A 25,312-nucleotide genomic window follows, 5' to 3' on the forward strand; every position below is an offset into this window, starting at 1 on the left:
CCTGTCAGGCGCCGGTGGGGAAGCGGTGGAGCGGGCCCGGCAGCCGGGAGCCGAGCGGCGCCATGTCACCGGCGGCGCCGTGTCGGGCGAGCAGGTCCAGGGCGAGCCGGCCGCGCCGCACCCGTTCCCGGGCGGTGGCCAGGGTGAGCTCGCGCAGATGGTGTCCGTACGGGTAGATGCCGGGCGCCTTGGACAGGCCGAACTTCAGATAGAGCGGTGCGCCGCGCCGGATCAGCTCGGCGACCTCGTACATCCGCACATAGCCGCCGAGGTCGTCGGGTGCCTCGATGTACATGTCCATGGGGGCGCCCGACACCCGCCGTATCTCGGTGAGGTGACCGAGCGTCAGATCGCTGGGCACATTGACGGAGTCGGCGCCCAGCCGCTCGAAGACGGCGTACGACGCCGGGTTCACCGGGCCGATCAGCGCGGACACCTTCAGGGTGGTGTCGGCCGGGATCAGTCCCGTCGTACGCGCCCGGTGCAGTGTCCACAGCACCCCCTCGTCCGCGACCAGCAGGCAGCGCACGCCCAACTCCGTGGCCCGTACGGCGTCCTCGACGCACCCGGCGACCGCGTCGTGGCCGCGGGCGCGCAGTCCCGCCCCGCGCGAGTCGGAGCGCACCGAGCCGCCGGTGTCCCAGGTGCCGCGGGGGCCGGTGAACAGGCACAGCTCGATGCCGCGTGCGGCACTCGCCCCGGCCATCTCGGTGATCTCGGCGTCGGTCAGCATCCACACGCCGCTGCCCTGGCTGATCCGGTGGATCGGCACATCGAGCCGTGCGGCTTCGTCGAGGACCACCGCCAGCGCCTCCGGGCCCTCGCACGAGGGGATCTCGGTGCGCCAGCGGCCGCCGCCCGGGAAGGCGTGGGGCGAGGCGTCGGCGGGGTCGAGGGCGCGGGCGCCCAGGCCGAGCGCGGTGAGCGCCTGCTCACCGGGCCTGCGGGCGGCCGTTGCGGAAGCGTCGGTCACAGGCAGTCCTTCGTGTTCGGTATCTCGGACAAGGTTCGCGACTCCGGGTGCGGTGGGACGTACACGGGGACCGGCGGTGAACCGGCCCCGGGGTACCGCTGCCGGCGATCCGGGCCCCGGTGCGCCGCTCACGGCGTCGTCGGGTCACGCCGTGAGCGGCGCGTGTTCACGGGCGGAGCAGTACCTTGCCCACCTTCGGATCGCCCGCCCCCACCAGATCGATGGCGTGCGAGAACTCGGCGAGCGGGAGTTCGTGGGTGACGAGCGGGAGTGGATCGAGCAGCCCGGCCGCGAACACCCGCACCGTGTGCGCCCAGGCGTGCGGCGGCGCCCCGAAGACGGTGTGCACCTCCAGCTGCCGTACGACGAGGTCGGTCGGGTCCAGTCCCTCGGCGCCCGGTGCCGGGATGCCCGTCAGGACCAGCCGCCCACCGCGTCTGAGCAGCGCGGCGGCGGTCCGCGCCGCGTCAGCGGACCCGGCGGTCTCGATCACCACGTCGAAGCCGCCGGGCAGCCGCCGGTCCTTGGTGCAGAAGCCGGTGGCGCCGAACCGCCGGGCCAGGGCCTCGCGGTCGTCGCGGGTGCCGACGACCAGCAGCTCGGCCGGGGAGAGGGCCTTGAGGAACTGCACGGCGAACATCCCGAGCGTGCCGTCACCGACCACGGCGACCCGCTCGCCCGGCCGGGCATCGGCCTTCAGCGCGGCGGCCGCGACACAGGCGGCCGGCTCCAGCAGGGCGGCGGCGGTCAGGTCGGCGTCCTCGGGCAGCACGTGCAGCAGCCTGGCCGGCAGCGTCAGCGTGGCGGCCATCGCGCCGGGCCGGGTGAAGCCGGTCTCCTCGTAGCCCGCGGTGCACAGGGTCGTCTCGCCCGCGTGGCAGCGGTCGCACACCTGGCAGTTGCGGAAACCCTCGCCGACCACCTTGCGGCCCACGAGACCGCCGGGCACCCCGGCGCCCACCCGCCGGACCGTCCCGGACCACTCGTGGCCCGGCGTCAGCGGGTAACGGACGTACCCCTCGGGCCGGTTGCCCTGGTACACCTCGCGGTCGCTGCCGCAGATCCCCACGGCGTGCACGGCGACCAGCGCCTCACCCGGACCCGGGTCGCGCGGCGTGTGCCCGGCGATCCGGTGCGCGCCCGGGCCCTCGACGACGACCTCGGCGCTCACTTCGTCCCCTTCGGCCTGCGCTGCTCCCAGCCCTCGGCCCACAGGTCGAACCGGGCCTGCTGCTGGGGGAATTCGGCCGCCGCGTCGACGTCCAGCTCGACGCCGAGACCGGGCGCGTCGGAGAGGTGGAAGCAGCCGTCCTCCGGGTCCACCCGCGGCGCGCCCCTGACCACCTTCTTGATCTCCGCGTCCGCGAAGTCGTTGAAGTGCTCCAGGACCTTGAAGTTCGGTGTGGTGAAGCCGACGTGGAGCGAGGCCGCGGTGAGCACGGACCCGCCCACGTTGTGCGGGGCGACGAGCACGTAGTGCGTCTCGGCGGTCGCGGCCAGCTTCCGGGTCTCCCAGATGCCGCCGATGTGGCCGACGTCCGGCTGGATGATGTCGGCGGACTGGTCGTCGAAGAGCTCGCGGAACTCGATCCGGTCGTGGATGCGCTCTCCGGTGGCGATCGGTACGTCCACCTTGGCGGCGACCTTCCGCAGCGCCTTCAGGTTCTCCGGCGGGACCGGTTCCTCCAGCCAGGCCGGGGCGAAGGGCGCCATCTCCCCGGCCAGCCGGACGGCGGTGGCGGGGGAGAAGCGGCCGTGCATCTCCAGCATCAGCTCGGCGTCCGGGCCGATGGCGTCCCGTACGGCCTCGATGAGCGAGACGGCGTACAGGGTTCCCTCGTGGTCGAGTTCGAAGTGCCCGGTGCCGAAGGGGTCGATCTTGAGCGCCCGGTAACCGCGCTCCATGACCTCCCGCGCGGCCTTGTGGTACGCCTCCGGGGTGCGCTCGGTGGTGTACCAGCCGTTGGCGTACGCCTTGACCCGGTCGGTGACCTTGCCGCCGAGCAGTTGCCACACGGGGACGCCGAGCGCCTTGCCCTTGATGTCCCAGCAGGCCATCTCCACCACCGCGATGCCGGACATCACGATCTCACCCGCGCGGCCGAAATCGCCGTACTTCATCCGGCGGACGAGGTCCTCGGCGGCGAACGGGTCGGAGCCGAGGATGTGGTTGGCCTCGGCCTCCCTCAAGTAGCCGATGAGCGCGTCGGTGTGGCCCAGCATCCGGGTCTCGCCGACCCCCGTGATGCCCTCGTCGGTGTGCACCTGGACGTAGGTCAGGTTGCGCCACGGCGTCCCGACCACATGGGTGCTGATTCCGGTGATGCGCACGGTGCCCGCCTCTCGGCTGCTCGACATCGATGTCGCTGTTCGAAATTTCGTCAGACGTTCGAAATGCTGGCGTGACAGTAAGGAGGGGGTGGTGAGGGTGTCAATGGGCCCGACAGATAACGGTTTCGGCGAGACTTTCGACAACTCTTTCGATCCCGCACAGAACCTTCACAGGGGTGCCTAGGAACCGTGCCCATCCGGAACTTACTCTTCCCGCGTCATGAACTACTGCCACCCGTGCCGACGGCACCTCAACGGCGCCCTCGCCTGTCCGGGGTGCGGCACCCCAGTGGAGACCCCTCCCGCGTACGCGGGGGACGCGGGGGATCCGGGGGTGGGCGCGGAGGCGGCGAACGTCCAAGTCCCGCAGGAGAGCGGTGAGTTCCACGCCGAAGAGGGGCGGGACGGGCGTGACAGCCACGACGGGTACGACAGCCGCGACGGGGACGGCCTCGACGGCGGTCCTGCCGAGCCGGAGGGGCGGGCCGTGCGGCGCCGCCCGCGCGGCCGCGGCCGGGGCGGAGCCGTCGAGGCGGCCCGGACGGACGCGGGGGACGCGGGAGACGCGGAGGACGCCGAGGGCACGGAGAGCGCGGAGGCCGAGGGGCGCCGGGGCGCGAGCCGGCGGGACCGAAAGGCCGCGGCCCACCGCCGGCGCCGCCGCCGGGTCCTGCTGATAGCCGTCGGCTTCGTACTGGCGGGCAGTGGCCTGAGCCTGGCCGAACTCGGCGTCGACGCACCGGGCCTGCCCGGCTTCTCCCACCCCGAACCGGCGGCGGTCGGTGACGACGCGGAGGAGGGCGACGCGTCCCCGACCGGTACCGGCGGGACGACCGCGCCGGCTGACGGCGCTCCGGGGACCGGTACGGGCACGGCGTCACCGGACGCCTCCAGGTCGGCCTCGCCCTCGGCCTCCGCGAAGGGCGGGAAACCGGAACCGGACGCGAGCGACACGAGCAGCCCCCGGGAGTCGGCGGAGGTGACGGCGCAGAACGGCACGGGCGGAGGCTCGGACGGGCCGGGCGCGCCGGACCCGGCGACCTCGGAGGCGCCCCGGCCCGCGGACCCGCCGACGGCGGACCCCGCCCCACCGGCCCCTCAGCCGGATCCGACCCCCACGCCGACGCGCACGTGCGACCGCTTCCTGTGGTGGTGCACGTAGGGAGCGGTCCACGGGCCCGCGGGCCGCGCTGTCGGCGCCGGGCCCCACGTCGCCGTGACGGCGGCCGCGGTCAGCCGCGTTCCCCCTGGTCCACCATCCGCCGCAGCAGGTCCCGCAGCGCCGTCCGCTCCTCCTCGGAGAGGCCCGCCAGCGGCTCCCGCGCGAAGCGCAGCCCTTCCCTCAGCTCCCGGGCCACCCGTCGTCCGTCCTCGGTCGCCGCCGCCAGCTTCACCCGCCGGTCGCCCGGATCCGGCTGCCGCTCCACCAGTCCCCGCGTCTCCAGCCGGTCCACGATCCCGGTGACGTTCGACGGCTCGCACTTCAGCTTCTGCGCCAGCTTCCGCATCGGCAGCGGTTCCAGCGACAGCAGGCTCAGCAGCCGCGCCTGCGCCCCGGTCAGCGCGTGCTCCCCGGCGGCTTCCTCGTAGTCCTCGTAGAACCGGGCCACGACGTCGCCGATCAGTTCGACGACCTCCAGGGTCAGCGCGTCGGGTCGGCGGGTGTTCGGTGCAGCGGCCATGCGTCCAGCGTACCGGCTTACTTGACTTCATGAAATATTTAGGCGCATGGTTGTTTCAGTAACTGAAGTAACTGAAAGGCGCTGTCGTGATCAACCGAGAATGGCACCTGCTCAGCCGTCCGGTCGGCTGGCCGAAGCCCGAGGATTTCGCCCTGGTCGAGACCGAGATCCCGCAGCCGGGCGAGGGGCAGGTCCTCGTACGCAACGAGTACCTCTCCGTCGACCCTTATATGCGGGGCCGGATGAGTGCGGCCAAGTCGTACGCCGAGCCGTACGAACTGGGCAGGCCCATGCAGGGCGGCGCCGTCGGCGAGGTCGTCGCCTCCGAGGCCGAGGGGATCGCCGTCGGCGACCACGTCCTGCACTTCGGCGGCTGGCGCGAGTACGCCGCCGTGAACGCCCGCAGCGCGGTCAAGGTCGATCCCGCGGCCGCGCCCCTGCCGGCGTACCTCGGCGTGCTGGGCATGACCGGGCTGACCGCCTACGCCGGTCTGCTGCGCACCGCCTCCTTCAAGGAGGGCGACGCCGTCTTCGTCTCCGGCGCGGCCGGCGCGGTCGGCGGCCAGGTCGGTCAGATCGCCAGGCTCAAGGGCGCCTCGCGGGTGATCGGCTCCGCCGGCTCCGCCGAGAAGGTCCGGCTGCTGACCGAGGAGTACGGCTTCGACGCCGCCTTCAACTACAAGAGCGGCCCGGTTGCCGAGCAGTTGAGGGCCGCCGCCCCGGACGGCGTCGACGTCTACTTCGATAACGTCGGCGGCGAGCACCTGGAGGCCGCCATCGGCTCCCTCAAGCTGGGCGGCCGCATCGCGATCTGCGGAATGATCTCGGTCTACAACAACACCGAGCCCGCCCCGGGTCCGAGGAACCTCGCCCGCCTGATCCAGACCCGTGGCCGCATCGAGGGCTTCCTCGTCGGCGACCACTACGACCTCCAGCCCGAGTTCGTGCGGGAGGTCGGCGCCTGGGTGCGCTCGGGCGAGCTGAAGTACCGCGAGACCTTCGTCGAAGGCATCGAGAACACGCTGGAGGCGTTCCTCGGCGTGCTGCGCGGCGACAACACCGGAAAGATGATCGTCAAGTTGTGAGCCACCCGGCGGCCGTTCCCTGAAGTTTCGGTATGCGGTAACTTCTTTCCGGAACTCGAAACCGCCAGGTGCGACCGTGGGCGCGAGTCGCGGCGGACGAAGGAAGGAACGCACCCCATGCCCAGCCCTGCAATCCGACGTTCTGACGTCCTGTACACCGCCGTCGCCACCGCCGAGAACGGCCGCGACGGCCGGGTTGCCACCGACGACGGCAAGCTCGACGTCGTCGTCAACCCGCCCAAGGAGATGGGCGGCAGCGGCGCCGGCACCAACCCGGAGCAGCTGTTCGCCGCCGGCTACAGCGCCTGCTTCCAGGGCGCCCTCGGCGTCGTCGCCCGCCAGGAGGGCGCCGACATCTCCGGCTCCACCGTCACCGCGAAGGTCGGCATCGGCAAGAACGAGGACGGGTTCGGGATCATCGTGGAGATCTCGGCCGACATCCCGAACGTCGACGCCGCGACGGCCAGGAGCCTGGTGGAGCAGGCCCACCAGGTGTGCCCGTACTCGAAGGCGACCCGGGGGAACATCACGGTGACGCTGGGCTGAGCCGACGGCTCGGTCGCCTGCGGGCGCTTCCAGTCGGTGTCGAGGGCCCGATCGTGATACGCGCTTCGTGCCTTCGCGCGTTCGCTCCCTCGACACCGGCGCGCCCCCACCGCGGGTGGGGCCTGCGCAGGTCGGTCATCCTCCGCCCGAGGACGTACGCGCACAACTGCCCCTCGTGGTCCGGCCGCTGACCCGCCGCGACTGCGGCGAACTCCTCCCGCACCGGTTCGCAGCCGCCGGTGTCGGTGCCGTGGATCCCCCGGGTCATCCGCGCGCGCGTACCCGGAGGACGGGCGGGCGGGGGCCCCGCATACAGTTTTTCCATGCGTGACCTCGGGGCCGGTTTCGCCCATCTCCTCAAAGGCCAGCGCTGGATGGCCCGGCACGGGCAGTCGTACCGCTTCGGACTGCTCCCGGGCCTGCTCACGCTGGTGCTGTACGCGGCGGCGCTCACCGCGCTCGCGCTGTGGGGCGGCGACGCCGTCACCTGGGCCACCCCCTTCGCCGACGACTGGCCGGGTCCCTGGACCGGTCTCTTCCGCGGCCTGCTCACCGCCGTGCTGTTCGCCCTGGGGCTGCTCCTCGCCGTGGTCACCTTCACCGCGGTCACCCTCCTGGTCGGCCAGCCCTTCTACGAGAGCCTGTCCGAGCAGGTGGACCGGGACGTGTCGCCCGACGGCACGGCGCCCGAGTCCGGCCTGCCGCTCTGGCGCGACCTGTGGATCTCGGCCCGCGACAGCCTGCGCATCGTCGTGCGGGCCGCGCTGTGGGGCGTACTGCTCTTCGCGCTGGGCTTCCTGCCGTTCGTCGGGCAGACGGTCGTGCCGGTGCTCGGCTTCTTCGTCACCGGCTTCTTCCTGACCGAGGAGCTCACCGCCGTCGCCCTCCAGCGCCGGGGCGTCGGGCTCGGCGACCGTCTGGCCCTCCTGCGCTCCCGCAAGCTGCTGGTCTGGGGCTTCGGCGCCCCGCTCGGCCTGGCCTTCCTGGTGCCGTTCGTGGCGGTGTTCCTGATGCCGGGCGCGGTCGCGGGCGCCACCCTGCTCGCCCGTGAGCTGCTGGACGAGGAGACCGGAGACGCGGTCACCCCCGTACCGCGGACGACGCCGCCGTCGCAGTCGGCGGCACCCGCCTGACGCGGGGGCCGGGCACAGCCCGGCGAAGCCGCCCTCGTTTGTGAAGGGTTCGTACGAGATCGCGGCACAGTGCCCGATGACCGGCCGGCTTCTCCCCCCGGCGGTTAACGTCGGGTCCGGGCCGAGTCCGCCCACCGGCAGCCCCGGTCCGGGACCTGACCCCTGGGCCGGGGCTGGGCCGGCGCGTTCAGCGCGCCGAGAAGCCGTACACCGTGCGCGAGCGGAAGACCTCGCCGGGCCCGAGCTGGGTGCTCGGGAAGCCGGGGCGGTTGGGGGAGTCCGGGAAGTGCTGGGTCTCCAGGGCGATCCCGTCGCCCGGGGCGAAGGGCGCGGGGAGATGGTCCCCGGTGTAGAGCTGGAGGCCCGGCTCGGTCGTCGCCACCGTCAGGACCCGGCCGGACGCCGGATCGTGCAGCTCGGAGACCTCCACCGGCTCGTCCGTGACGCCCTTGTCGAGGACCAGGTTGTGGTCGTAGCCGGAGCCCACCTTCCGCGTCTGCCGGAAGTCGAAACGGGTGCCCGCCACCTCGTCGAGGGCACCGGTCGGGATCAGATCCGCGTCCACCGGCGTGTACCGGGAGGCGGCGAGCCGCAGTTCGTGCCCGCCCGCGTCGCCGAAGCCGCCGAGGTTCCAGTACGAGTGGCTGGTGAGGTTGACGACGGTCGGCGCGTCCGTGACCGCCGTGTAGGCGATGTGCAGGGCGCCCGCCTCGTCCAGGGTGTACGTCACCGAGACCTCCAGGCGGCCCGGGAAGCCCTCCTCGCCGTGCGGACTGACCCGGCTGAGCCGCACGCCGTGCTCGACCGGCGCCGCCTCCCACATCCGCTTGTCGAAGCCGCCGTCACCGCCGTGCAGCGAGTTGCCGCCCTCGTTCTGCTCCAGCGCGTACGTCCGCCCGTCCAGCGGGAAGCGGCCCCCGGCGATCCGGTTGGCGTACCGCCCGATCAGCGCGCCGAGGAACGGCTCGGGGTGGGCCAGATAGCCGTCCAGGCCGGAGAAGCCCAGCACGACGTCCGCGGTGCGCCCGTCCCGGTCCGGGACCTCCACCGACTGCACGGTCCCGCCGTAGGACAGCACCCGTACCCGCACCCCGGCCCGCTCCAGCGTCCAGCGGTGCACCTCGGTGCCGTCGGCCAGAGTGCCGAAGGGTTCGCTCACGGGGTCGCTCGTGGGGTCGCTCATGGGGAAACCCTAAGTCCTGTCGTCAGGGGCATTCCGGCGGCTCCGCAGGGGCTCCGCGGGGGTCTTCAAGGGCCTTTCAGGGGGTCTTCGCGGTGACGGTCCGGTAGGCGATCTCGGCGATCCGGGCCTGGCCGTCGCGGCTCGGGTGGAACCAGTCCCAGTGGCTCAGCTGGTCGGTGCCGAAGCGGTAGTCGAAGACCGCGTTGTTGTCGAAGCGGCAGCGGTGGTCCTTCGCGCAGACCTCCTTCAGCACCTCGTTGTACGCCCGCACCCGGGCCTGCACCGTGTCGCGCCGTTTGGTGGCCGCCGCGTCCAGCGCGTCGGCGTCGCCCAGCATGGAGGGGCAGATGCCGAGCTTCCAGATCTGCTTGCCCAGCGCGTTCGTACGGCCCTCGGACCACAGCCGCTTCAGATCCGGCACGCTGGAGACGTACACCTGTGTCTTGGGCAGGGCTTGACGCAGTGTGTCCATCGCGGCCTCGAACTCGGCCCGGAAGACCGACACCGGCGTCATCGTGTCCAGGGAGTCCCGGCAGGCGTCGTTCGCGCCGGCCATGACGGTCACCAACTGCGGCTTCTTCCGCACGGCCTGCGCCATCTGGCCGTTCAGCTCGGCCATCCGGGACCCGGTCACCGCGAAGTTCCAGCTGCGCTGGGCCGCCCCGGTCAACCCGAGCAACCGCACCGCCAGGCTGTTGACCGACGCGTCGCTGCCCGTCGCCCAGGACGCCTCCGGGCAGTCCGTGAGCACCATGCAGGAGTCGAAGCCGCGGGTGATGGAGTCGCCGACCGCGGCGATCGAGTCCGGGCTGGTGTTCCAGACGGGTGGCGGTGCCGCAGACGGGCGGGAGGCTCCGGTTCCGGCCTCCAGTCCGACGGCCTTGCAGCCCGCGGTGGCCAGTACGGCCGCCGCCACGACGGCGTGAGCGGCCCGGGTACGGTGAAGTTGTTTCCGCATGCCCTGGTGTTCCCCTCGGTCGTCGTGAAGTGCTTCCCTCCATGAGAACGCGTGAGGGTTCCCGCCCCCACTCGAGTGGGGGGCTCGCACCCGTACAAGCGTCCCCCTGGGTGAATGGAGGGCGTTTCCTGGCACCGGGACCGACGGTACGTCACACTCCTTGCCCCGTCTCACGGTAGCCTCGCCATCAACGTGGCCTCACACGCCACCGCTGTCCGCCCGCCCGCACCATGTCCCGCTCTGTCCGGAGGTCCCGGTGACGACACGTGGAGTTCTGTACGTGCACTCCGCGCCGCGCGCGCTGTGCCCGCACGTCGAGTGGGCCGTCGCCGGGGTGCTCGGTACGCGCGTCAGCCTGGACTGGATCCGGCAGCCCGCCGCGCCCGGCACCTGGCGCTCGGAGTTCTCCTGGCAGGGCCAGCCCGGCACCGCCTCCAAACTCGCCTCCGCGCTGCGCGGCTGGCAGTTGCTGCGCTTCGAGGTCACCGCCGAGCCCTGCCCCACCGCCGAGGGCGAGCGCTACAGCTGCACTCCCGACCTCGGTATCTTCCACGCCGTCACCGGCATCCACGGCGACATCCTCATCCCCGAGGACCGGCTGCGCGCCGCCCTGCTGCGCTCCCAGCGCGGCGAGACCGACCTGGAGGCCGAACTCGCCAAGCTCCTGGGCAAGCCCTGGGACGACGAGTTGGAGCCGTTCCGCTATGCGGGTGAAGGCGCCCCCGTGCGCTGGCTGCACCAGGTGGTCTGACGGCTTCAGGATCCGGCCGCTCCGGAGTACGACCGCTTGCGGAACCCGAAGGGCCCCCACCGATTCGGTGGGGGCCCTTCGGACATCCGGTGCCGGGGGTTCTCAGACCGTCCGGAACGCCAGCACCACGTTGTGCCCGCCGAAGCCGAACGAGTCGTTCAGCGCGGCGATACGGCCCTCGGCGGGCAGCTTGCGCGCCTCCCCGCGGACCACGTCCGCGTTCGCCTCGGCCTCGGGGTCGATGTTCTCGACGTTGATGGTCGGCGGAGCCACCCGGTGGTACAGCGCCAGCACGGTCGCCACCGACTCCACACCGCCCGCGCCACCGAGCAGGTGACCGATCATCGACTTGGTCGCGGAGACCGCGATGTGGTCGGCGTGGTCGCCGAAGACCTTGCGCAGCGCCTTCAGCTCGGCGATGTCACCCGCCGGCGTCGAGGTGGCGTGCGCGTTCACGTGCACGATCTCCGCCGGGTCCAGGTCGGTGCTGTCGAGCAGGTGCTGCAGGGCGTGCGAGATGCCCCGGCCCTCCGGCTCGGGCTGGACGATGTCGTGGGAGTCGGCGGAGATGCCCTGGCCGACCGCCTCCGCGTAGACGCGGGCACCGCGCTTGGCGGCGTGCTCGGCGGACTCCAGGACGAGCACACCCGCGCCCTCGCCGAGGACGAAGCCGTCCCGGTCGACGTCGTAGGGGCGCGAGGCGCCCTCGGGGTCCTCGTTGTTCTTCGACATCGCCATCATGTTGCCGAACGCGGCGATGGGCAGCGGGTGGATCGCCGCCTCCGTACCGCCGGCGACGACCACGTCGGCACGGCCGGTGCGGATCATCTCGATGGCGTAGCCGATGGCCTCGGCACCCGAGGCACACGCCGAGACCGGCGTGTGCACGCCCGCGCGGGCGCCCACGAGCAGGCCCACGTTGGCCGAGGGGCCGTTCGGCATCAGCATGGGGACGGTGTGCGGGGAGACGCGGCGGACGCCCTTCTCCTTCAGCACGTCGTACTGGTCCAGCAGGGTGGTCACGCCGCCGATGCCGGAGGCGACGACCGTGCCGAGCCGGTCCGGGTCGACGGAGCCGTCCTCACCGGCCTTGCCGGTGAAACCGGCGTCCTTCCAGGCCTCCTGGGCCGCGATCAGCGCGAACTGCGCCGAGCGGTCCAGACGGCGAGCCTGCGGCCGCGGGATGACCTCGGTCGGCTCCACGGCCACCGGAGCGGCGATACGGACGGCCTGGTCGGCCGCCCACTCCTGGGTCAGGGGCTTCACGCCGGACTTGCCGGCGACCAGGCCCTCCCACGTAGAGGCTACGTCGCCACCCAGCGGTGTGGTTGCGCCGATACCGGTGACGACCACGGTGCGATTGGTCGAGCTCACGGGAATTCTTTCTCCAACGGAACGAGGATTCGTACGGCGCCACCGCCGGGTGGCGGGGCAGTCAGCCCAAGGCTGTGATCGGTCGATCAGTCCTGGTGCTTGAGGATGTAGTCGGTCGCGTCGCCGACCGTCTTGAGGTTCTTGACGTCCTCGTCGGGGATCTTGACGTCGAAGCGCTCTTCGGCGGCGACGACGACCTCGACCATGGACAGCGAGTCGACGTCCAGGTCGTCGGTGAAGGACTTGTCCAGCTGGACGTCCTCGACCGGGATCCCGGCGATCTCGTTCACGATCTCCGCGAGACCGGCGACGATCTCTTCCTGAGTGGCGGCCATGTCGGCGCTCCTTCGTAGTTTTCCAGAGGGTGTGGCGCCCACCGCGTCAGCGGCAGGGTTGTGCGGTCCCGCACCGGAAGCATGATCCGGCACGGAGTGCCTAGGGGAGGGTAACGACCGTCGCGGCGTACACGAGACCCGCCCCGAAGCCGATGACGAGCGCGGTGTCGCCGCTCTTCGCCTCGCCGGTCGCCAGGAGCCGCTCCATCGCGAGCGGGATCGAGGCGGCCGAGGTGTTGCCGGTGGTGCGGATGTCACGGGCGACCGTGACGTGCTCCGGCAGCTTGAGCGTCTTCACCATCGAGTCGATGATCCGCACGTTGGCCTGGTGCGGGATGAAGACGTCCAGTTCGTCCGGGGTGATCCCGGCCGCGTCCAGCGCCTGCTGGGCGACCTTCGCCATCTCGAACACGGCCCAGCGGAACACCGCCTGGCCCTCCTGCGTGATCGCGGGGAACTTGACGTTGCCCTCGCTGTCGACGGGGAGTTCGGACACGTCGCCGATCCGGAAGCGGTCCCACGGCACGGTCTGCTTGATGGTCTCGGCCTTGTCACCCTCCGAGCCCCACACGGTCGGGCCGATCGCGGGCTCCTGCGAGGGGCCGACCACGACCGCGCCGGCTCCGTCGCCGAAGAGGAAGGCCGTGGCCCGGTCCTCCAGGTCGGTCAGGTCGGAGAGCCGCTCCACCCCGATGACCAGCACGTACTCCGCCGAACCCTCGACGACCAGGCCCTTGGCCAGGGTGAGGCCGTAGCCGAAGCCGGCGCAGCCCGCCGAGATGTCGAAGGCGGCCGCCTTGTTCGTGCCGAGCTTGTCCGCGATCTCGGTGGCGACGGCCGGGGTCTGGCTGAAGTGCGAGACCGTCGAGACGACCACCGCGCCGATCCGGGAGGCGTCGATCCCGGCGTCCGCGATCGCCTTGCCGGAGGCCTCGATCGACATCGCCGCGACGGTCTCCTCGGGCGACGCCCAGTGCCGGGTCTCGATGCCCGAGCGCGAGCGGATCCACTCGTCGGACGAGTCGATCCGCTCAAGGATCACCTCGTTGGGCACCACGCGTGTGGGCCGGTAGCCACCCACACCGAGGATGCGCGCATACGGGGCACCCTTGCTGGGCTTGATCTTCGACATGCTCGTCGGCTCCTTAAGGCGTCAGGCGCTCGCGTGCTCGGCGATGAGCTCGCGGGCCGCGTCGAGGTCGTCGGGGGTCTTCAGCGCCAGCGTCTTCACGCCGGGCAGCGCGCGCTTGGCCAGGCCGATCAGGGTGCCGCCGGGGCACACCTCGATCAGGGCGGTGGCGCCGAGCTCCTTGAAGGTCTCCATGCACAGGTCCCAGCGGACCGGGTTGGCGACCTGCCCGACCAGCCGCTCGACGACCTCGTCGCCGCTGTGCACGGCCCGGCCGTCCTTGTTGGAGACGTAGGTGACCTTCGGGTCGACGGGCGAGAGCGACTTGGCGGCCTCCGCCAGCTTCTCGACCGCGGGGGCCATGTGGTGCGTGTGGAAGGCACCGGCCACCTTCAGCGGGACGACCTTGCGCACGCCCTCGGGCTTGTCCTCGTTCAGCGCGGCGAGCTGCTCCATGGTGCCGGCGGCCACGATCTGGCCCGCGCCGTTGACGTTCGCCGGGGTCAGGCCCAGCTTGGCCAGGTGTGCGGCGGACACCTCCGGGTCGCCGCCCAGCAGCGCGGACATGCCCGTCTCGGTGATCGCGGCGGCCTCGGCCATGGCCTGGCCCCGGCGGCGGACCAGGGTCAGCGCGGCGGTGTCCTCCAGGACGCCCGCGAAGGCGGCGGCGGTGATCTCGCCGACACTGTGGCCGGCGACCACGTCCGCGCCGGTGTCACCCAGTGCCGCGGCCGACAGGAGCCCGGCGGCGACCAGCAGCGGCTGGGCCACCGCGGTGTCGCGGATCGCGTCCGCGTCGGCCTGCGTGCCGTAGTGCACGAGGTCCAGGCCGATGACGTCGGACCAGGCGGCCACACGGTCGGCGGCGCCGGGCAGTTCGAGCCAGGGAGTCAGGAAGCCGGGCGTCTGGGCGCCTTGGCCGGGAGCGACGAGTACGAGCACTCTCACACTCTCTCTTGGGGACGGCCGCGGCCGCCCGTGGGGACAGGGACGAAGAACGGCAGGGGGTTTTGTGGGCCCCCGACAAAAGCCTAGGCCTGGGGATCTCCGTCGGCCAGACGCCCCAGGATCAGTGCGATCCGCAGGGTGAACGCGGATCGTACATCGGAGGGTGACCAACCGGTGACGTCAGTCACACGTCGGAGCCGGTAGCGCACGGTGTTCGGGTGAACGAAGAGCATTCTGGCCGCGCCTTCCAGACTGCTCGCCTGCTCCAGATAGACGCTGAGAGTTTCGAGCAGCGCGGAGCCGGCCTCCTCCAGCGGTCTGTAGATCTCCTCTACCAACTGCTCCCGCGCGCCCGGGTCACCGGCGATGGCGCGCTCCGGCAGCAGATCGTCCGCCAGCACCGGCCGCGGGGCGTCCTGCCAGGCGGAACACGCCTTGAGCCCGGCCGCGGCGGCCTGCGCGGACCGGGTCGCGGCCAGCAGATCCGGCACCACCGGCCCGGCGACGACCGGGCCGGCGGCGAAGGGCCCGATCAGCGACTTGGCCACCGCCAGCGGGTTGTCGCTCCCGCCCGCGATGACGACCAGCCGGTCCCCGAGCACGCCGGTGAGCACCTGGAGCTTGGCGTGCCGGGCGGCCCGCCGGATGGCCTCCACGGTCAGCTCGGAGTCCCCGTCGGGCGCGGTCCCGAGCACCACGCACACGTGTTCGGGGGAGTTCCAGCCCAGGGCGGCGGCCCGCGACACGGCCCCCTCGTCGGCCTCCCCGCTGAGCACCGCGTTGACGACCAGGGACTCCAGCCGGGCGTCCCAGGCACCGCGTGCCTCGGCGGCCTGCGCGTAGACCTGGGCGGTGGCGAAGGCGATCTCGCGGGCGTAGACGAGCAGCGCCTCCCGGAGCACGGCCTCGTCCCCCGGCGCCGCCACCTCGTCGATGGCCGACTCCATGACCTCGATCGTGGTGCGCACCATCTCCACGGTCTGCCGCAGTGTGATCGCCCGCGTCAGCTCGCGCGGCGCGGTCCCGAACACATCGGTGGAGATCGCCTGGGGCGCGTCCGGGTGCCGGAACCACTCGGTGAAGGCGGCGATGCCCGCCTGGGCGACCAGCCCGATCCACGAACGGTTCTCCGGGGGCATCGCCCGGTACCACGGCAGCGTCTCGTCCATCCGCGCGATCGCCTGCGCGGCCAGCGACCCGGAGGACTTCTCCAGTCTTTTCAGGGTCGCGGAATGCGGATGGACGGAGTGGGCTGCGGCTTCGGCCTGGCGGGATTCGGGTTCGGGCACGGGGACAAGACTGCCTCATCCGGACGTGCGTGCGTGTCGCCGGGTCGGGCCTGGGCTGCTCCGGCCCGTCACGGCCGGGCACTACGGTGGTCCGCGTGACGACGGAAGTACGGCGCGCGGCAGAGCGCTACGAGGGCGGCGAGCCGGCCGCCGGAATCACCTCCCGGCACGCCTTTTCCTTCGGCCCGCACTACGATCCGGACAACCTCCGCTTCGGCGTGATGATCGCCTGCAACGAGGAACACCTGGCCCCCGGTGCCGGTTTCGACGAGCACCGGCACAGCCACACCGAGATCGTCACGTGGGTCGTCGAGGGCGAGCTGACCCACCGCGACTCCACGGGCCATGAGACGGTGGTCCGCCCCGGCGACGTACAGCGCCTGAGCTCGGCGGGCGGCGTCCACCACGTGGAACGCAACGCGGGCCCCATCCCCCTGACCTTCGTCCAGACCTGGCTGGCCCCCCTGGAACCCGGCGGCACCCCCTGCTACGAACTCGTCCACGGCATCGCCGACTCCACCCCCTACGCCGTCCCGGAGGCCGGCGCCATGCTCCACGTACGCCGCCTCGCCCCGACCGAACGAACGGCGATCCCGGACGCGCCGTATGTGTACGTCCACGTCGTACGCGGCGAAGTACGCCTGGGCGCCGCCCGGCTGGGCCCAGGAGACGCGGCCCGCATCACGTCCGCCAGGGACATGGAGACGCTGGCACTGACGAACGCGGAACTGCTGATGTGGGAGATGGCGGCCCACTGACGCCGTGAACGGCGTCGACGCCCGGCCCCGTTACCTCGTCGGCCCTCGGTCGACGGGCTCGTCGTTCCACTGGGGGAGCGTGACTCGGCCGGTCAGCCAGTCGCGGCGCAGGATCGCGTAGCCGACCGTGTCGTGGAGCGTTCCGTCCTGGGACGGCCAGGCGTCCCGGTAGTGGGCTTCCTTGGCGTAGCCGCAGCGCAGGAAGACGCGGCGCATCGGGTGGTTGTCCCGGCGTGTGGTTCCCTCGATGCGGTGCGCGTGCGGGAACTCCTCGAACAGGTACCGCGTCAGCCAGGTCACGGCTTCACGGCCGATGCCACGACCCCGGTGCCCGGCCCGCAGGCGAAGGTCGAACAGGGGCGTGCCGTCGGCGAGGTCCATGAGCCGGACCACGCCGACGGGTTCCGCACCGATCAGGATCCAGAAGCTCCTGTTCTCCCCGCTCTCGAAGCGTCCCTCGGCGATCCACCGGCGCGCCGTGTCGCCGTCGACCTCGCCGACGCTGTGGAACGGCCAGCTCTCGCCGGTCAGGAAGCGGACCAGGGGCTCGGTGTCCGAGGGGAGCAGACGCCGGAAATCGATGTCCATTGGTCGGCCTGTTCTCAGGCGGCGCGCAGTTCGGCCAGTACCGCGTCCGTGAACGGGGGCCAGGCCTCGATGGCCCAGGGGCCGAAGGCGCGGTCGGTCAGGGCTGCGCAGGAGACGCCGGCGGCCGGGTCGATCCACAGGAACGTGCCGGACTGGCCGAAGTGGCCGAAAGTACGGGGGGACGAGGAAGTACCCGTCCAGTGAGGGGACTTGGAGTCGCGGATCTCGAAGCCCAGGCCCCAGTCGTTGGGGTTCTGGTGGCCGTAGCCCGGCAGGACGCCCTTGGTGCCGGGGTACTGCACCGTCATCGCCTCCGCGACCGTGCGCGGGTCCAGCAGGCGCGGGGCCTGGATCTCGGCGGCGAAGTGGAGCAGGTCCTCGACCGTGGACACCCCGTCCTTCGCCGGGGAGCCCTCCAGGGTCGTCCGCGTCATGCCCAGCGGGGCCAGGACCGCCTGGCGCAGGTACTCGGCGAACGGGATGTCCGTGGCCTTGGCCACATGGTCGCCGAGCTGCTCGAAGCCGGCGTTGGAGTAGAGCCGCCGCTCGCCGGGCGGGGAGGTCACCCGGTGTTCGTCGAAGGCCAGGCCCGAGGTGTGGGCGAGCAGATGGCGGACGGTCGCCCCGGGCGGACCGGCCGGCTCGTCCAGCTCGATCGCGCCCTCCTCGTAGGCGACGAGCACCGCGTACGCCGCCAGCGGCTTGGTGACCGAGGCCAGCGGGAAGGGCCGCGCGGTCGGGCCGTGGGTGCCCAGGACCGTGCCGTCCGCGCGGACCACGCCCGCCGCCGCCGTGGGGACCGGCCAGTTCTCGATCGACGCCAGGGAGTTCAAGGACATGACGTCGAGCCTAAGCGCTCACAGCCACAGCTCCAGCAACGGGTCGGGCTTGGGCCGGAAGCCGAGGGAGGTGTACAGCGGTGCCCCCTCGGTGGACGTGGTGAGCTGTACCCGGCCGGCACCGCGCTCGCGGAACCAGTCCAGCAGCGTCTCCATGCACGCGCGCGCGTACCCGCGACGGCGGGCGTCCGGATCCGTCGCGACGCTGAAGACGTAACCGACCGAGCCTCCCGGATGGCCCGCCCGGCCGATCCGGTAGTCGATCGTGCCCGCCACCAGCGCGGCCAGCGCCCCCGGTCGTTCCGGATGGTCCACGACATACGCCGCGAAGTCCCCGTCCGGGTCCGCCAGCTTCGCGCGCAGGGTGGGCAGTGACTCCGCGTGCCAGTCGGTGGAAGGATCGGTGCCGTGCACCGAGTCGATCATCACCTGGCGCAGTCGCAGCACTTCCGCGGCGTCCTCGGGCTCAGCACGTCGTACGAGACTCATGTCCGGCACGCTAGTCACCGCGCCCGCCCCGCGTCGCGCGCATTTCTCGCCGCCCTGCCGGGTTCCGCTTGCTTGGAGTGCACTCCAAGGTCATAGCGTGGGGCCATGACGGTGACGCAGACCACGGCCGTGACCATCGAGGAGACCGAGGAAGCCCCCACCGGCGCCGACCTCTGCTCCGCCCCACCCCGGCGGCACCCGCGCCCCGACGGGCAGGACGGCTACACGATCAGCGAGGTCGTCGCCTTCACCGGGCTGACGGCCCACACCCTGCGCTGGTACGAGCGGATCGGCCTGATGCCCCACGTCGACCGCTCGCACACGGGCCAGCGCCGGTACACCAACCGCGACCTCGACTGGCTCGACCTGGTCGGCAAGCTCCGGCTGACCGGGATGCCGGTCGCCGACATGGTCCGGTACGCGGAGCTGGTGCGTGCGGGCGAGGGCACCTACGGCGACCGGCACGCGCTGCTGGAGGCGACCCGCCGGGACGTCCTGGCCCGGATCGCCGAACTGCGGGACACGCTCGCGGTACTGGACCGCAAGATCAGTTTCTACGCGGACGCCGGACGCCGTTGAACCGCGGACGCCACTGAACCGCGGCGCCGCTCAGAAGCCGGACGCCACCGAAGAAGCGAACGTGAGAAGCGGAGACAACGCGATGACCGAAAGCAGGATCCCGACCGTACGGCTGGGCGAGGACGGACCGGAGGTCGGCGTACAGGGCCTCGGATGCATGGGCATGAGCTTCGCCTACGGCCCCGCGGACGCGGGGGAGTCCCGCGCCACCCTGGAGCGGGCCCTGGAACTGGGCGTGACCCTCTACGACACGGCGGACGCCTACGGGCAGGGCGAGAACGAGCGGTTCCTCGCCCCGTTCCTCAAGGCGCACCGGGACGAGGTCGTGATCGCCACCAAGTTCGCCCTGTCGATCCCGCCGGACGAGCCGGCCAAGCGGATCATCCGCAATGACCCGCCCTACATACGGCAGGCCGTCGAGGCGAGCCTGGAGCGCCTGGACGTCGACGTGATCGACCTCTACTACATGCACCGCCGTGACGTGAACGTCCCGATCGAGGAGAGCGTCGGGACCATGGCCGACCTGGTGCGCGAGGGCAAGGTGAAGCACCTGGGCCTGAGCGAAGTCACGGCCGACGAGCTGCGGGCCGCGCGGGACGTGCATCCGATCGCCGCCGTCCAGTCGGAGTGGTCGCTGTTCAGCCGTGACATCGAGACGCACGTGGTGCCCGCGGCACGCGACCTCGGCGTGGCGCTGGTGCCGTACTCGCCGCTCGGGCGGGGCTTTCTGACCGGCGGGTTCGTCGACGCCGCGAAGGAGCTGACCGGCGACGACTTCCGCCGCACCATGCCCCGCTTCCAGGGGGAGAACGCGGTGGCCAACGCCGCCCTGCTGGAGCCGATCCGCACGGTCGCGAAGGCCCACGGAGCCTCGCTCGCGCAGATCGCCCTGGCCTGGGTGCAGCAGCGGTCGTCCGTGCACGGCCTCCCGGTCGTCCAGATCCCCGGCACCCGCAGGCCGAGCCGGGTGGAGGAGAACGTGGCGGCGACGCGGATCGTGCTGACCGGGGAGGAGCTGGCACTGCTGGAGCCGATCGCCGCGCAGGTGTCGGGCGCGCGGTACGCCGACATGTCGTTCACGTCGCGGGGCCGGGAACAGCGGTGACCGCCCGCCGCCGGGTGCGGCCGGACGGAAGCCCGCCCGTGCCGCGCCGGCGGCACGGGCGCTCCTGGCCGGGCCGCTACAGCTCGGCCAGGAGTTCCGCCTTCTTCAGCGAGAACTCCTCGTCGGTCACCAGCCCCGCCCGATGCAGCTCCCCGAGGTGGCGGATCCGCTCCGCGATGTCCGCGGGGTCGCGGCGCGGGGCCGGCACCGGCACCGGCGTCGCCGGGCCCGCCGCCCGCACCGCGGCCAGTACGGCCGTGGCGAACGGCAGTGACTCGTGCACGGGCCCGTACCCGAGCCCGAACACCACCGCGGCCGGATCCTGATCCGGCTGCCGCGACTGCGCGGCGGCACCCGGATCGCGCGGCAGCAGCCGCAGATGCCCCTCGAACACCTCGGGCGAGCGCCACTCCACCCCGCCCATGTCGGCGACGGGGAAGCTCTGGTCGCCGGCCTTCCACTTGGCCGAGGAGGCTCCCGTCCACGACCACCGGAACCGCACCGCCGTACCGTCGAAGGACGCCTTCCCGTCGTAGGCCTTGAACTGCTGAGGGGCCTGCGGTGCCGCCACCAGGTGGCGGTCGGCCGGCCCGTTCGCGGAAAGGCGGGCGCGCAGTTCCTCGGCGTAGTACTCGGCCAGCGTCTCCCGCTCGGCGGGCAGCACCAACCGATACGGGTCGCACCCCTCCTTGAGTTGCCCGTCGGCCGCCTCCATCAGCGGATCGGCGCCCGGTCTGGGTTCGGCACTCAGGACCACGGTGCCGCGTCGGCCCGCGGTGAGTGTCACACCCGCGAGTGCCGCCAGCGGGATCCGGCGGGCACCGAGAGCCTGGAAGAGCTTGGGTGTTCGAATCCCCCGTTCGTAACGGATGAGCACGGAATCGGACTCGAACTCCCAGGCAGCGTGAAATCCGGTCAGTACGTCACCCATGCGGCTCATCGTAGGGGGCGCAAAGCTCCTTCGTCCCTCCCCGGGCAGACCGCAGTTCCTGCTGTCTCTACGCGCGTCCGGCCGGTGTCGCGCCGGACAAATCCGCCCGGCATCCGTCATCGTCATGTGCGCACCGCACCGACCCGTACGAGCCGACCCCGATCTCGGCGAAGTTCGCCAGGCTGTCGGTGCCCGGCTCGAAGTAACCGGCGTGGCCCTTGGCACCCCGTGCCGACAGCACCCGTGCCCCGAAGTCCGCGGAGACCGGGTCGGCGCCGTGGCCGAGGCCGCCGAGTTCGAGGTAGGGCACGTCCTGGATCCAGTCGGTGGCGTCCCGCATCGCCCACACCCGGGCGGAGGTGTGCAGTTGGGAGGCGCTCCGCACCCGCATGCCGGGGCTTGCGGCCACCGCTATGTCGGACACCCGCTGCGGCAGCTCCCGCGCGGCGACGCCGCACACCACCGACCCGTAGCTGTGGCAGAACAGCGAGACGGACGAGTCGCCGGGCAGTCCCCGCAGCAGCTTGTTCAGCCGCACCGCGCCCTCCTCGGCGCGCATCGCCGTGGCCGCGTCCACGCCGAGCCCGCTGGGCGCGGTGTAGTCGGCCCAGGCGATCACGGCCGTACGGGTCGAGGGGGCCGCCCTGCGCTCGGCCGCGTACAGCGACTTCGCCATGCCGTACGGCGCCGAGTACGGGCGGTAGGTCTTCCGGAAGGTGAACAGGTCGGTGTCGACGCCGGGGACGACGACGGAGACCCGCTCGGCTCTCCCCAGGTTGCCGAAGACCTCGGCGACCCGGCCCGTCCCGTCGGGATCGAAGGCCAGGATCTGCCGGTCCTTCGCCATCAGCGAGGTGTAGCGCTGCATGCGGCGGCCCGCGTCCTGCTGCCCGACCGGTGAGAGCCGGCTGTCGTGCATACGGGCCAGCTCGACCTTGCGTGCCTGGTGGAGCGCGATCCGATTGGCCTGGTAGCGCAGCCGGACCGGGGCGCCGGCCATGTTGCCGACCGCGAGCGGGTAGCGACGGGCGAGCCGGCCGCGGTCCTGCGCGCCGAGCGAGGCGAAGAAGCGCCGCAGCAGGGTGGGGGAGGCGTCCGCGTCCGGCAGCCGGTGCCCGTGCAGGCGGCCGTGGTCCCAGGCGGTCAGCGACGCCTGGAGGGCGGTGGTTCCGCGATGGCCGCGCACCGCGGTCCAGCCGGTGGTGGCCAGCATCACGAAGACCACGGCCAGCGCGAGCAGTGCGCGCCAGACGTTGAGTTGTGGGGAGGTGTCGAAGGAAGTCACTGGGAGGACACACTAGGAGAACGGGGCGGTCTCGCGTTAACCGAGTGACAGGTATCACGTTTCGAGCAGTGTGACGGTGACCTCAGCCGGTGAGCGTGTTCAAGATCGGTCCTGCGTACGGCAGTTCAAGATCGGTTGAATGTCCGGGCTCAAGGCCGCGGGCTCGTACGCCAGTTCCCGGTGAGCGCGGGGCCCACCTGGTCGAGGTACGCGGCGGTGAGCTCCCGCATGGCCTCCTGGCCGGCGTCCTCGCGTGTGCTCCACTGACGGCTCGTCACCCGCATCACCGCGCCGAACACGGCCACCGCCAGCCGCGGCCGCGGATCGGCGTTCACGTCGAGGCCCTCGCGCTCGGCGAGCAGCCGCGCGATCTGCTCCTCGGTCTCCGACGAACGGCGCAGATGTTCGGCGAACAGGGCCGGCGTCGACTCGATCACCCGGAACATGCGCAGGTACAGCTCCACGGGCACGACGCTCCCCACGGCGTCGCTGATCGTGTCCCAGCCCTCCAGCAGGCCCCGGCGCAGCGCCTCCAGCGGAGCCTCCCCGGGCGGGCGGGCGCGCAGCGAGTCGACGAAGTGCGCCTCCACGATCTCCTGCACGGCGAAGGCGGCCTCCTCCTTGTTGGGGAAGTAGCGGAAGAAGGTGCGCTGGGAGACGTCGACGGCCTCGGCGATCTCGTCGACCGTCGTCCGTTCGTACCCCTGGGTGGTGAACAGTTCCAGCGCCGCCCGCAGCAGTGCGTCGCGGGTGCGCCGCTTCTTGCGTTCCCGCAGCCCCGGCCGTGCCGACGTCCGCGACACCGTCCGTGGCGCCGTCCCGGCGGTCCCCGCCGTCTCCATGGACCTCTCCGGACTTCTCTTCCGCACCGCTTCCCCGAACGCGAACAGTTTCCCCTGATCAGACTATAGAGGAGTGGCATGTCAGTTACCGACTTGTGAATTGGTTTGTCGTTTGTCAGTGACTGTCATTAGCCTCGAATGTATGACTAGTCAGACCACCATCGACACGACGGGGCCGGGGGACAAAGCCCCAGCGGGCCCATCGGACCCCACGCCCGCCAAGGGGCTGCGAGGGCACCCGTGGGTCACCCTGATCACCGTCGCCGTAGGGGTCATGATGGTGGCCCTCGACGGCACCATCGTGGCCATCGCCAACCCCGTCATCGGCAAGGAACTGCACGCGACCCTCGCCGACGTGCAGTGGATCACCAACGCCTACTTCCTCGCCCTCGCGGTCTCCCTGATCACCGCGGGCAAGCTCGGTGACCGCTTCGGGCACCGGCAGACCTTCCTCATCGGCGTGACCGGCTTCGCCGCCGCCTCGGGCGCCATCGGCCTGTCGAACAGCATCGCCATGGTCATCACCTTCCGGGTCTTCCAGGGCCTGTTCGGGGCGCTGCTGATGCCGGCCGCGCTCGGCCTGCTGCGGGCCACCTTCCCGGCCGAGAAGCTGAACATGGCCATCGGCATCTGGGGCATGGTCATCGGTGCCTCCACCGCCGGCGGCCCGATCCTCGGCGGTGTGCTCGTCGAGCACGTCAACTGGCAGTCGGTGTTCTTCATCAACGTGCCCGTCGGCGTTCTCGCCCTGGTCCTGGGCCTGCTGATCCTGCTCGACCACCGCGCCGAGAACGCGCCGCGCTCCTTCGACATCCCCGGCATCGTCCTGCTCTCAGGCGCGATGTTCTGCCTGGTGTGGGCCCTGATCAAGGCTCCGGCCTGGGGCTGGGGCGACGGCACGACATGGACGTTCATCGCCGCGTCCGTGCTCGGCTTCGCCGCCTTCGCCTTCTGGGAGACGAAGGTGAAGGAGCCGCTGATCCCGCTGGCGCTGTTCCGTTCGGTCCCGCTGTCCGCCGGCGTGGTGCTCATGGTGCTGATGGCCATCGCGTTCATGGGCGGTCTGTTCTTCGTCACCTTCTACCTCCAGAACGTGCACGGGATGAGCCCGATCGAGGCGGGTACGCACCTCCTCCCGCTCACCGGCATGATGATCGTCGGCTCCCCGCTCGCGGGCTTCATGATCACCAAGGTGGGCCCGCGCATCCCGCTGGCGGGCGGCATGGCCGCCACCGCGCTCGCCATGTACGGCATGTCGACGCTCGAGACGGGCACCAGCAGCCTCACCATGTCGCTCTGGTTCGCCCTGCTCGGCCTCGGCCTCGCCCCCGTCATGGTCGGTGCCACCGAGGTCATCGTCGGCAACGCGCCCCTGGAGCTGTCCGGTGTGGCCGGCGGGCTCCAGCAGTCCGCCATGCAGATCGGCGGCAGCCTCGGTACGGCCGTGCTGGGCGCCGTGATGGCCTCCAAGGTCAACAACGACCTGGCCGGCAACTGGAAGGACGCGGGGCTCCCGCCGCTCACCCCCGCCCAGCTGGACCAGGCCTCCGAGGCGGTCCAGTTCGGCGCGGCGCCGGTGCCGCAGGGCACGCCCGAGATGATCGCCACGAAGATCACCACCGTCGCGCACGACACCTTCATCTCCGGCATGAGCCTCGCCTCCCTCGTCGCCGCCGCAATCGCGGCCGTGGCCGTCCTCGTGGCGCTGCTCACCAAGCGCGGGGAGAACGCGGAGGCGGGCGCGGGCGTCGGCCACATCTGAGGACCCCTTCGAGCGGCGGAGTTCGCCCGTCAGGGTGACTCCGCCGACGATCCCTGGATTTCGGCCCGCTTCGCAGGTGACAGTGGGTCAAGTCCTCCGCAGAGGACGGGGGAGAAGCGGCCGCGGCGCGCCGCCGGTGGGGAGCGGCGTGCGGGCGGCTTCGGCGGCCGGAACCGGGGTGCGCGATCGCCGGCTTCTTCGCGCTGGGCATCGTCCTCGGCCCGGCGGCGGTCGTCTGCGGCCGGCTCGCGATGGGCCGCACCTGGACGGGCGGCCGCTCGCTCCCGGCGCTGGTCGCCGTGGTCCTGGGCGCCATCGACACGCTCCTGGCCGTCGTCCGGCTTGCCGGAGCGGCGACCCCGGGCAACGGCCTGTTCCGACACCGGAAAACCTGTTCTGACACCGGAAAAGGGAGGG

At 71.7% G+C, this 25,312-nt stretch carries 26 protein-coding genes and 1 pseudogene; 10 read left to right on the plus strand and 17 right to left on the minus strand.

Going from position 1 to position 25,312, the window contains the following annotated elements; all coding sequences use genetic code 11:
- Nucleotides 1-4: 4 nt before the first annotated feature.
- From TNCT6_RS21685 to TNCT6_RS21695, 3 genes are all read right to left on the minus strand, one after another.
- The gene (locus TNCT6_RS21685; RefSeq protein ID WP_141361201.1) at nt 5-973 is read right to left on the minus strand and encodes a hypothetical protein; all 969 of its coding nucleotides are present in this window, start codon (nt 971-973) and stop codon (nt 5-7) included.
- 166 nt (nt 974-1,139) lie between these two features.
- A complete protein-coding gene (locus TNCT6_RS21690; protein ID WP_141361203.1) occupies nt 1,140-2,144 on the minus strand; it encodes a zinc-binding dehydrogenase in 1,005 nt (334 codons plus the stop codon).
- Nucleotides 2,141-3,304 (minus strand): mandelate racemase/muconate lactonizing enzyme family protein, encoded by a 1,164-nt coding sequence (locus TNCT6_RS21695; RefSeq protein ID WP_141366688.1) that lies wholly within the window; start codon nt 3,302-3,304, stop codon nt 2,141-2,143. Before TNCT6_RS21695 ends, TNCT6_RS21690 begins: the two co-directional genes overlap by 4 nt.
- 220 nt (nt 3,305-3,524) lie before the next feature.
- Between TNCT6_RS21695 and TNCT6_RS21705 the strand changes: the two genes are divergently transcribed.
- Nucleotides 3,525-4,466: a hypothetical protein gene (locus TNCT6_RS21705; RefSeq protein ID WP_172632978.1), complete on the plus strand. Its 942-nt coding sequence runs from the start codon at nt 3,525-3,527 to the stop codon at nt 4,464-4,466.
- Between the two features lie 70 nt (nt 4,467-4,536).
- Here the strand turns inward: TNCT6_RS21705 and TNCT6_RS21710 are convergent, their stop codons facing one another.
- A complete protein-coding gene (locus TNCT6_RS21710; RefSeq protein ID WP_141361209.1) occupies nt 4,537-4,986 on the minus strand; it encodes a MarR family winged helix-turn-helix transcriptional regulator in 450 nt (149 codons plus the stop codon).
- An 86-nt stretch (nt 4,987-5,072) separates the two neighbouring features.
- Here TNCT6_RS21710 and TNCT6_RS21715 point away from each other — a divergent pair, with 86 nt between their 5' ends.
- The 3 genes from TNCT6_RS21715 to TNCT6_RS21725 all read left to right on the plus strand — a co-directional run bounded on the left by TNCT6_RS21715 (nt 5,073) and on the right by TNCT6_RS21725 (nt 7,750).
- A complete protein-coding gene (locus tag TNCT6_RS21715; protein ID WP_141361211.1) occupies nt 5,073-6,071 on the plus strand; it encodes an NADP-dependent oxidoreductase in 999 nt (332 codons plus the stop codon).
- Between the two features lie 117 nt (nt 6,072-6,188).
- Nucleotides 6,189-6,617, plus strand: coding sequence for an organic hydroperoxide resistance protein (locus TNCT6_RS21720; protein ID WP_141361214.1), 429 nt, complete (start codon nt 6,189-6,191; stop codon nt 6,615-6,617).
- A gap of 323 nt (nt 6,618-6,940) precedes the next feature.
- Nucleotides 6,941-7,750, plus strand: a complete 810-nt coding sequence (locus TNCT6_RS21725; RefSeq protein ID WP_141361216.1) for an EI24 domain-containing protein — start codon at nt 6,941-6,943, stop codon at nt 7,748-7,750.
- Between the two features lie 187 nt (nt 7,751-7,937).
- Here the strand turns inward: TNCT6_RS21725 and TNCT6_RS21730 are convergent, their stop codons facing one another.
- Nucleotides 7,938-8,909: an aldose epimerase family protein gene (locus TNCT6_RS21730; protein WP_141366690.1), complete on the minus strand. Its 972-nt coding sequence runs from the start codon at nt 8,907-8,909 to the stop codon at nt 7,938-7,940.
- Nucleotides 8,910-9,009: 100 nt separating this feature from the next.
- Complete coding sequence (locus TNCT6_RS21735) at nt 9,010-9,891, minus strand: SGNH/GDSL hydrolase family protein (protein ID WP_141361219.1); 882 nt, start codon at nt 9,889-9,891, stop codon at nt 9,010-9,012.
- A 256-nt stretch (nt 9,892-10,147) separates the two neighbouring features.
- Between TNCT6_RS21735 and TNCT6_RS21740 the strand changes: the two genes are divergently transcribed.
- Nucleotides 10,148-10,642: a DUF3145 domain-containing protein gene (locus TNCT6_RS21740; RefSeq protein WP_141361221.1), complete on the plus strand. Its 495-nt coding sequence runs from the start codon at nt 10,148-10,150 to the stop codon at nt 10,640-10,642.
- A gap of 102 nt (nt 10,643-10,744) precedes the next feature.
- Here the strand turns inward: TNCT6_RS21740 and fabF are convergent, their stop codons facing one another.
- From fabF to fasR, 5 genes are all read right to left on the minus strand, one after another.
- The gene (gene fabF / locus TNCT6_RS21745; RefSeq protein WP_141361223.1) at nt 10,745-12,016 is read right to left on the minus strand and encodes a beta-ketoacyl-ACP synthase II; all 1,272 of its coding nucleotides are present in this window, start codon (nt 12,014-12,016) and stop codon (nt 10,745-10,747) included.
- An 86-nt stretch (nt 12,017-12,102) separates the two neighbouring features.
- On the minus strand, nt 12,103-12,351 hold the full coding sequence (locus TNCT6_RS21750; RefSeq protein WP_141361225.1) for an acyl carrier protein: 249 nt from the start codon (nt 12,349-12,351) through the stop codon (nt 12,103-12,105).
- A 100-nt stretch (nt 12,352-12,451) separates the two neighbouring features.
- A complete protein-coding gene (locus tag TNCT6_RS21755) occupies nt 12,452-13,483 on the minus strand; it encodes a ketoacyl-ACP synthase III (RefSeq protein WP_141361227.1) in 1,032 nt (343 codons plus the stop codon).
- A gap of 21 nt (nt 13,484-13,504) precedes the next feature.
- Nucleotides 13,505-14,422, minus strand: coding sequence for an ACP S-malonyltransferase (locus TNCT6_RS21760; protein WP_141361229.1), 918 nt, complete (start codon nt 14,420-14,422; stop codon nt 13,505-13,507).
- Nucleotides 14,423-14,511: 89 nt separating this feature from the next.
- A complete protein-coding gene (fasR, locus tag TNCT6_RS21765; protein WP_141361231.1) occupies nt 14,512-15,717 on the minus strand; it encodes a fatty acid biosynthesis transcriptional regulator FasR in 1,206 nt (401 codons plus the stop codon).
- 95 nt (nt 15,718-15,812) lie between these two features.
- Between fasR and TNCT6_RS21770 the strand changes: the two genes are divergently transcribed.
- Nucleotides 15,813-16,475, plus strand: coding sequence for a pirin family protein (locus tag TNCT6_RS21770; protein ID WP_141361233.1), 663 nt, complete (start codon nt 15,813-15,815; stop codon nt 16,473-16,475).
- A 30-nt stretch (nt 16,476-16,505) separates the two neighbouring features.
- On the opposite strand, the gene TNCT6_RS21775 is transcribed toward TNCT6_RS21770, so the two are convergent.
- Genes TNCT6_RS21775 through TNCT6_RS21785 form a run of 3 tightly spaced genes read right to left on the minus strand, consistent with a single transcriptional unit; the run spans nt 16,506 to nt 18,391 of the window.
- A complete protein-coding gene (locus tag TNCT6_RS21775) occupies nt 16,506-17,063 on the minus strand; it encodes a GNAT family N-acetyltransferase (RefSeq protein ID WP_141361235.1) in 558 nt (185 codons plus the stop codon).
- Nucleotides 17,064-17,077: 14 nt separating this feature from the next.
- Nucleotides 17,078-17,902 (minus strand): serine hydrolase, encoded by an 825-nt coding sequence (locus TNCT6_RS21780; protein ID WP_141361237.1) that lies wholly within the window; start codon nt 17,900-17,902, stop codon nt 17,078-17,080.
- A gap of 18 nt (nt 17,903-17,920) precedes the next feature.
- Nucleotides 17,921-18,391, minus strand: coding sequence for a GNAT family N-acetyltransferase (locus tag TNCT6_RS21785; protein ID WP_141361239.1), 471 nt, complete (start codon nt 18,389-18,391; stop codon nt 17,921-17,923).
- Between the two features lie 105 nt (nt 18,392-18,496).
- On the opposite strand from TNCT6_RS21785, the gene TNCT6_RS21790 reads away from it, so the two are divergent.
- On the plus strand, nt 18,497-18,970 hold the full coding sequence (locus TNCT6_RS21790) for a MerR family transcriptional regulator (protein WP_141361241.1): 474 nt from the start codon (nt 18,497-18,499) through the stop codon (nt 18,968-18,970).
- Between the two features lie 82 nt (nt 18,971-19,052).
- On the plus strand, nt 19,053-20,075 hold the full coding sequence (locus tag TNCT6_RS21795; protein WP_141361243.1) for an aldo/keto reductase: 1,023 nt from the start codon (nt 19,053-19,055) through the stop codon (nt 20,073-20,075).
- Between the two features lie 76 nt (nt 20,076-20,151).
- Here the strand turns inward: TNCT6_RS21795 and TNCT6_RS21800 are convergent, their stop codons facing one another.
- The 3 genes from TNCT6_RS21800 to TNCT6_RS21810 form a co-directional block, all read right to left on the minus strand.
- Entirely contained in the window at nt 20,152-21,006 is an 855-nt protein-coding gene (locus TNCT6_RS21800) for a DUF4429 domain-containing protein (protein WP_141361245.1), read from the minus strand.
- Between the two features lie 67 nt (nt 21,007-21,073).
- Nucleotides 21,074-22,291, minus strand: a complete 1,218-nt coding sequence (locus TNCT6_RS21805) for an alpha/beta hydrolase (protein WP_141361247.1) — start codon at nt 22,289-22,291, stop codon at nt 21,074-21,076.
- Between the two features lie 149 nt (nt 22,292-22,440).
- Nucleotides 22,441-23,133, minus strand: a complete 693-nt coding sequence (locus TNCT6_RS21810) for a TetR family transcriptional regulator (RefSeq protein WP_141361249.1) — start codon at nt 23,131-23,133, stop codon at nt 22,441-22,443.
- Between the two features lie 142 nt (nt 23,134-23,275).
- Here TNCT6_RS21810 and TNCT6_RS21815 point away from each other — a divergent pair, with 142 nt between their 5' ends.
- Nucleotides 23,276-24,895, plus strand: coding sequence for an MFS transporter (locus tag TNCT6_RS21815; RefSeq protein WP_141361251.1), 1,620 nt, complete (start codon nt 23,276-23,278; stop codon nt 24,893-24,895).
- 179 nt (nt 24,896-25,074) lie between these two features.
- Nucleotides 25,075-25,269, plus strand: a pseudogene (locus tag TNCT6_RS40995) (small hydrophobic protein); the annotation flags it as partial.
- Between the last annotated feature and the right edge of the window lie 43 nt (nt 25,270-25,312).

The organism is Streptomyces sp. 6-11-2 (genome assembly GCF_006540305.1).
Classification (GTDB): Bacteria; Actinomycetota; Actinomycetes; order Streptomycetales; family Streptomycetaceae; genus Streptomyces.

What these genes read in the sequence shown, in the direction of transcription:
- TNCT6_RS21725 (WP_141361216.1), top strand. Translation starts at nt 6,941, where the DNA reads ATGCGTGACCTCGGGGCCGGTTTCGCCCATCTCCTCAAAGGCCAGCGC.
- TNCT6_RS21755 (WP_141361227.1), bottom strand. Translation starts at nt 13,483, where the DNA reads ATGTCGAAGATCAAGCCCAGCAAGGGTGCCCCGTATGCGCGCATCCTC.
- TNCT6_RS21785 (WP_141361239.1), bottom strand. Translation starts at nt 18,391, where the DNA reads ATGAGTCTCGTACGACGTGCTGAGCCCGAGGACGCCGCGGAAGTGCTG.
- TNCT6_RS21775 (WP_141361235.1), bottom strand. Translation starts at nt 17,063, where the DNA reads ATGGACATCGATTTCCGGCGTCTGCTCCCCTCGGACACCGAGCCCCTG.
- TNCT6_RS21735 (WP_141361219.1), bottom strand. Translation starts at nt 9,891, where the DNA reads ATGCGGAAACAACTTCACCGTACCCGGGCCGCTCACGCCGTCGTGGCG.
- TNCT6_RS21790 (WP_141361241.1), top strand. Translation starts at nt 18,497, where the DNA reads ATGACGGTGACGCAGACCACGGCCGTGACCATCGAGGAGACCGAGGAA.
- TNCT6_RS21780 (WP_141361237.1), bottom strand. Translation starts at nt 17,902, where the DNA reads ATGTCCTTGAACTCCCTGGCGTCGATCGAGAACTGGCCGGTCCCCACG.
- TNCT6_RS21795 (WP_141361243.1), top strand. Translation starts at nt 19,053, where the DNA reads ATGACCGAAAGCAGGATCCCGACCGTACGGCTGGGCGAGGACGGACCG.
- TNCT6_RS21750 (WP_141361225.1), bottom strand. Translation starts at nt 12,351, where the DNA reads ATGGCCGCCACTCAGGAAGAGATCGTCGCCGGTCTCGCGGAGATCGTG.
- TNCT6_RS21810 (WP_141361249.1), bottom strand. Translation starts at nt 23,133, where the DNA reads ATGGAGACGGCGGGGACCGCCGGGACGGCGCCACGGACGGTGTCGCGG.
- TNCT6_RS21710 (WP_141361209.1), bottom strand. Translation starts at nt 4,986, where the DNA reads ATGGCCGCTGCACCGAACACCCGCCGACCCGACGCGCTGACCCTGGAG.
- TNCT6_RS21705 (WP_172632978.1), top strand. Translation starts at nt 3,525, where the DNA reads ATGAACTACTGCCACCCGTGCCGACGGCACCTCAACGGCGCCCTCGCC.
- TNCT6_RS21720 (WP_141361214.1), top strand. Translation starts at nt 6,189, where the DNA reads ATGCCCAGCCCTGCAATCCGACGTTCTGACGTCCTGTACACCGCCGTC.
- TNCT6_RS21800 (WP_141361245.1), bottom strand. Translation starts at nt 21,006, where the DNA reads ATGGGTGACGTACTGACCGGATTTCACGCTGCCTGGGAGTTCGAGTCC.
- TNCT6_RS21815 (WP_141361251.1), top strand. Translation starts at nt 23,276, where the DNA reads ATGACTAGTCAGACCACCATCGACACGACGGGGCCGGGGGACAAAGCC.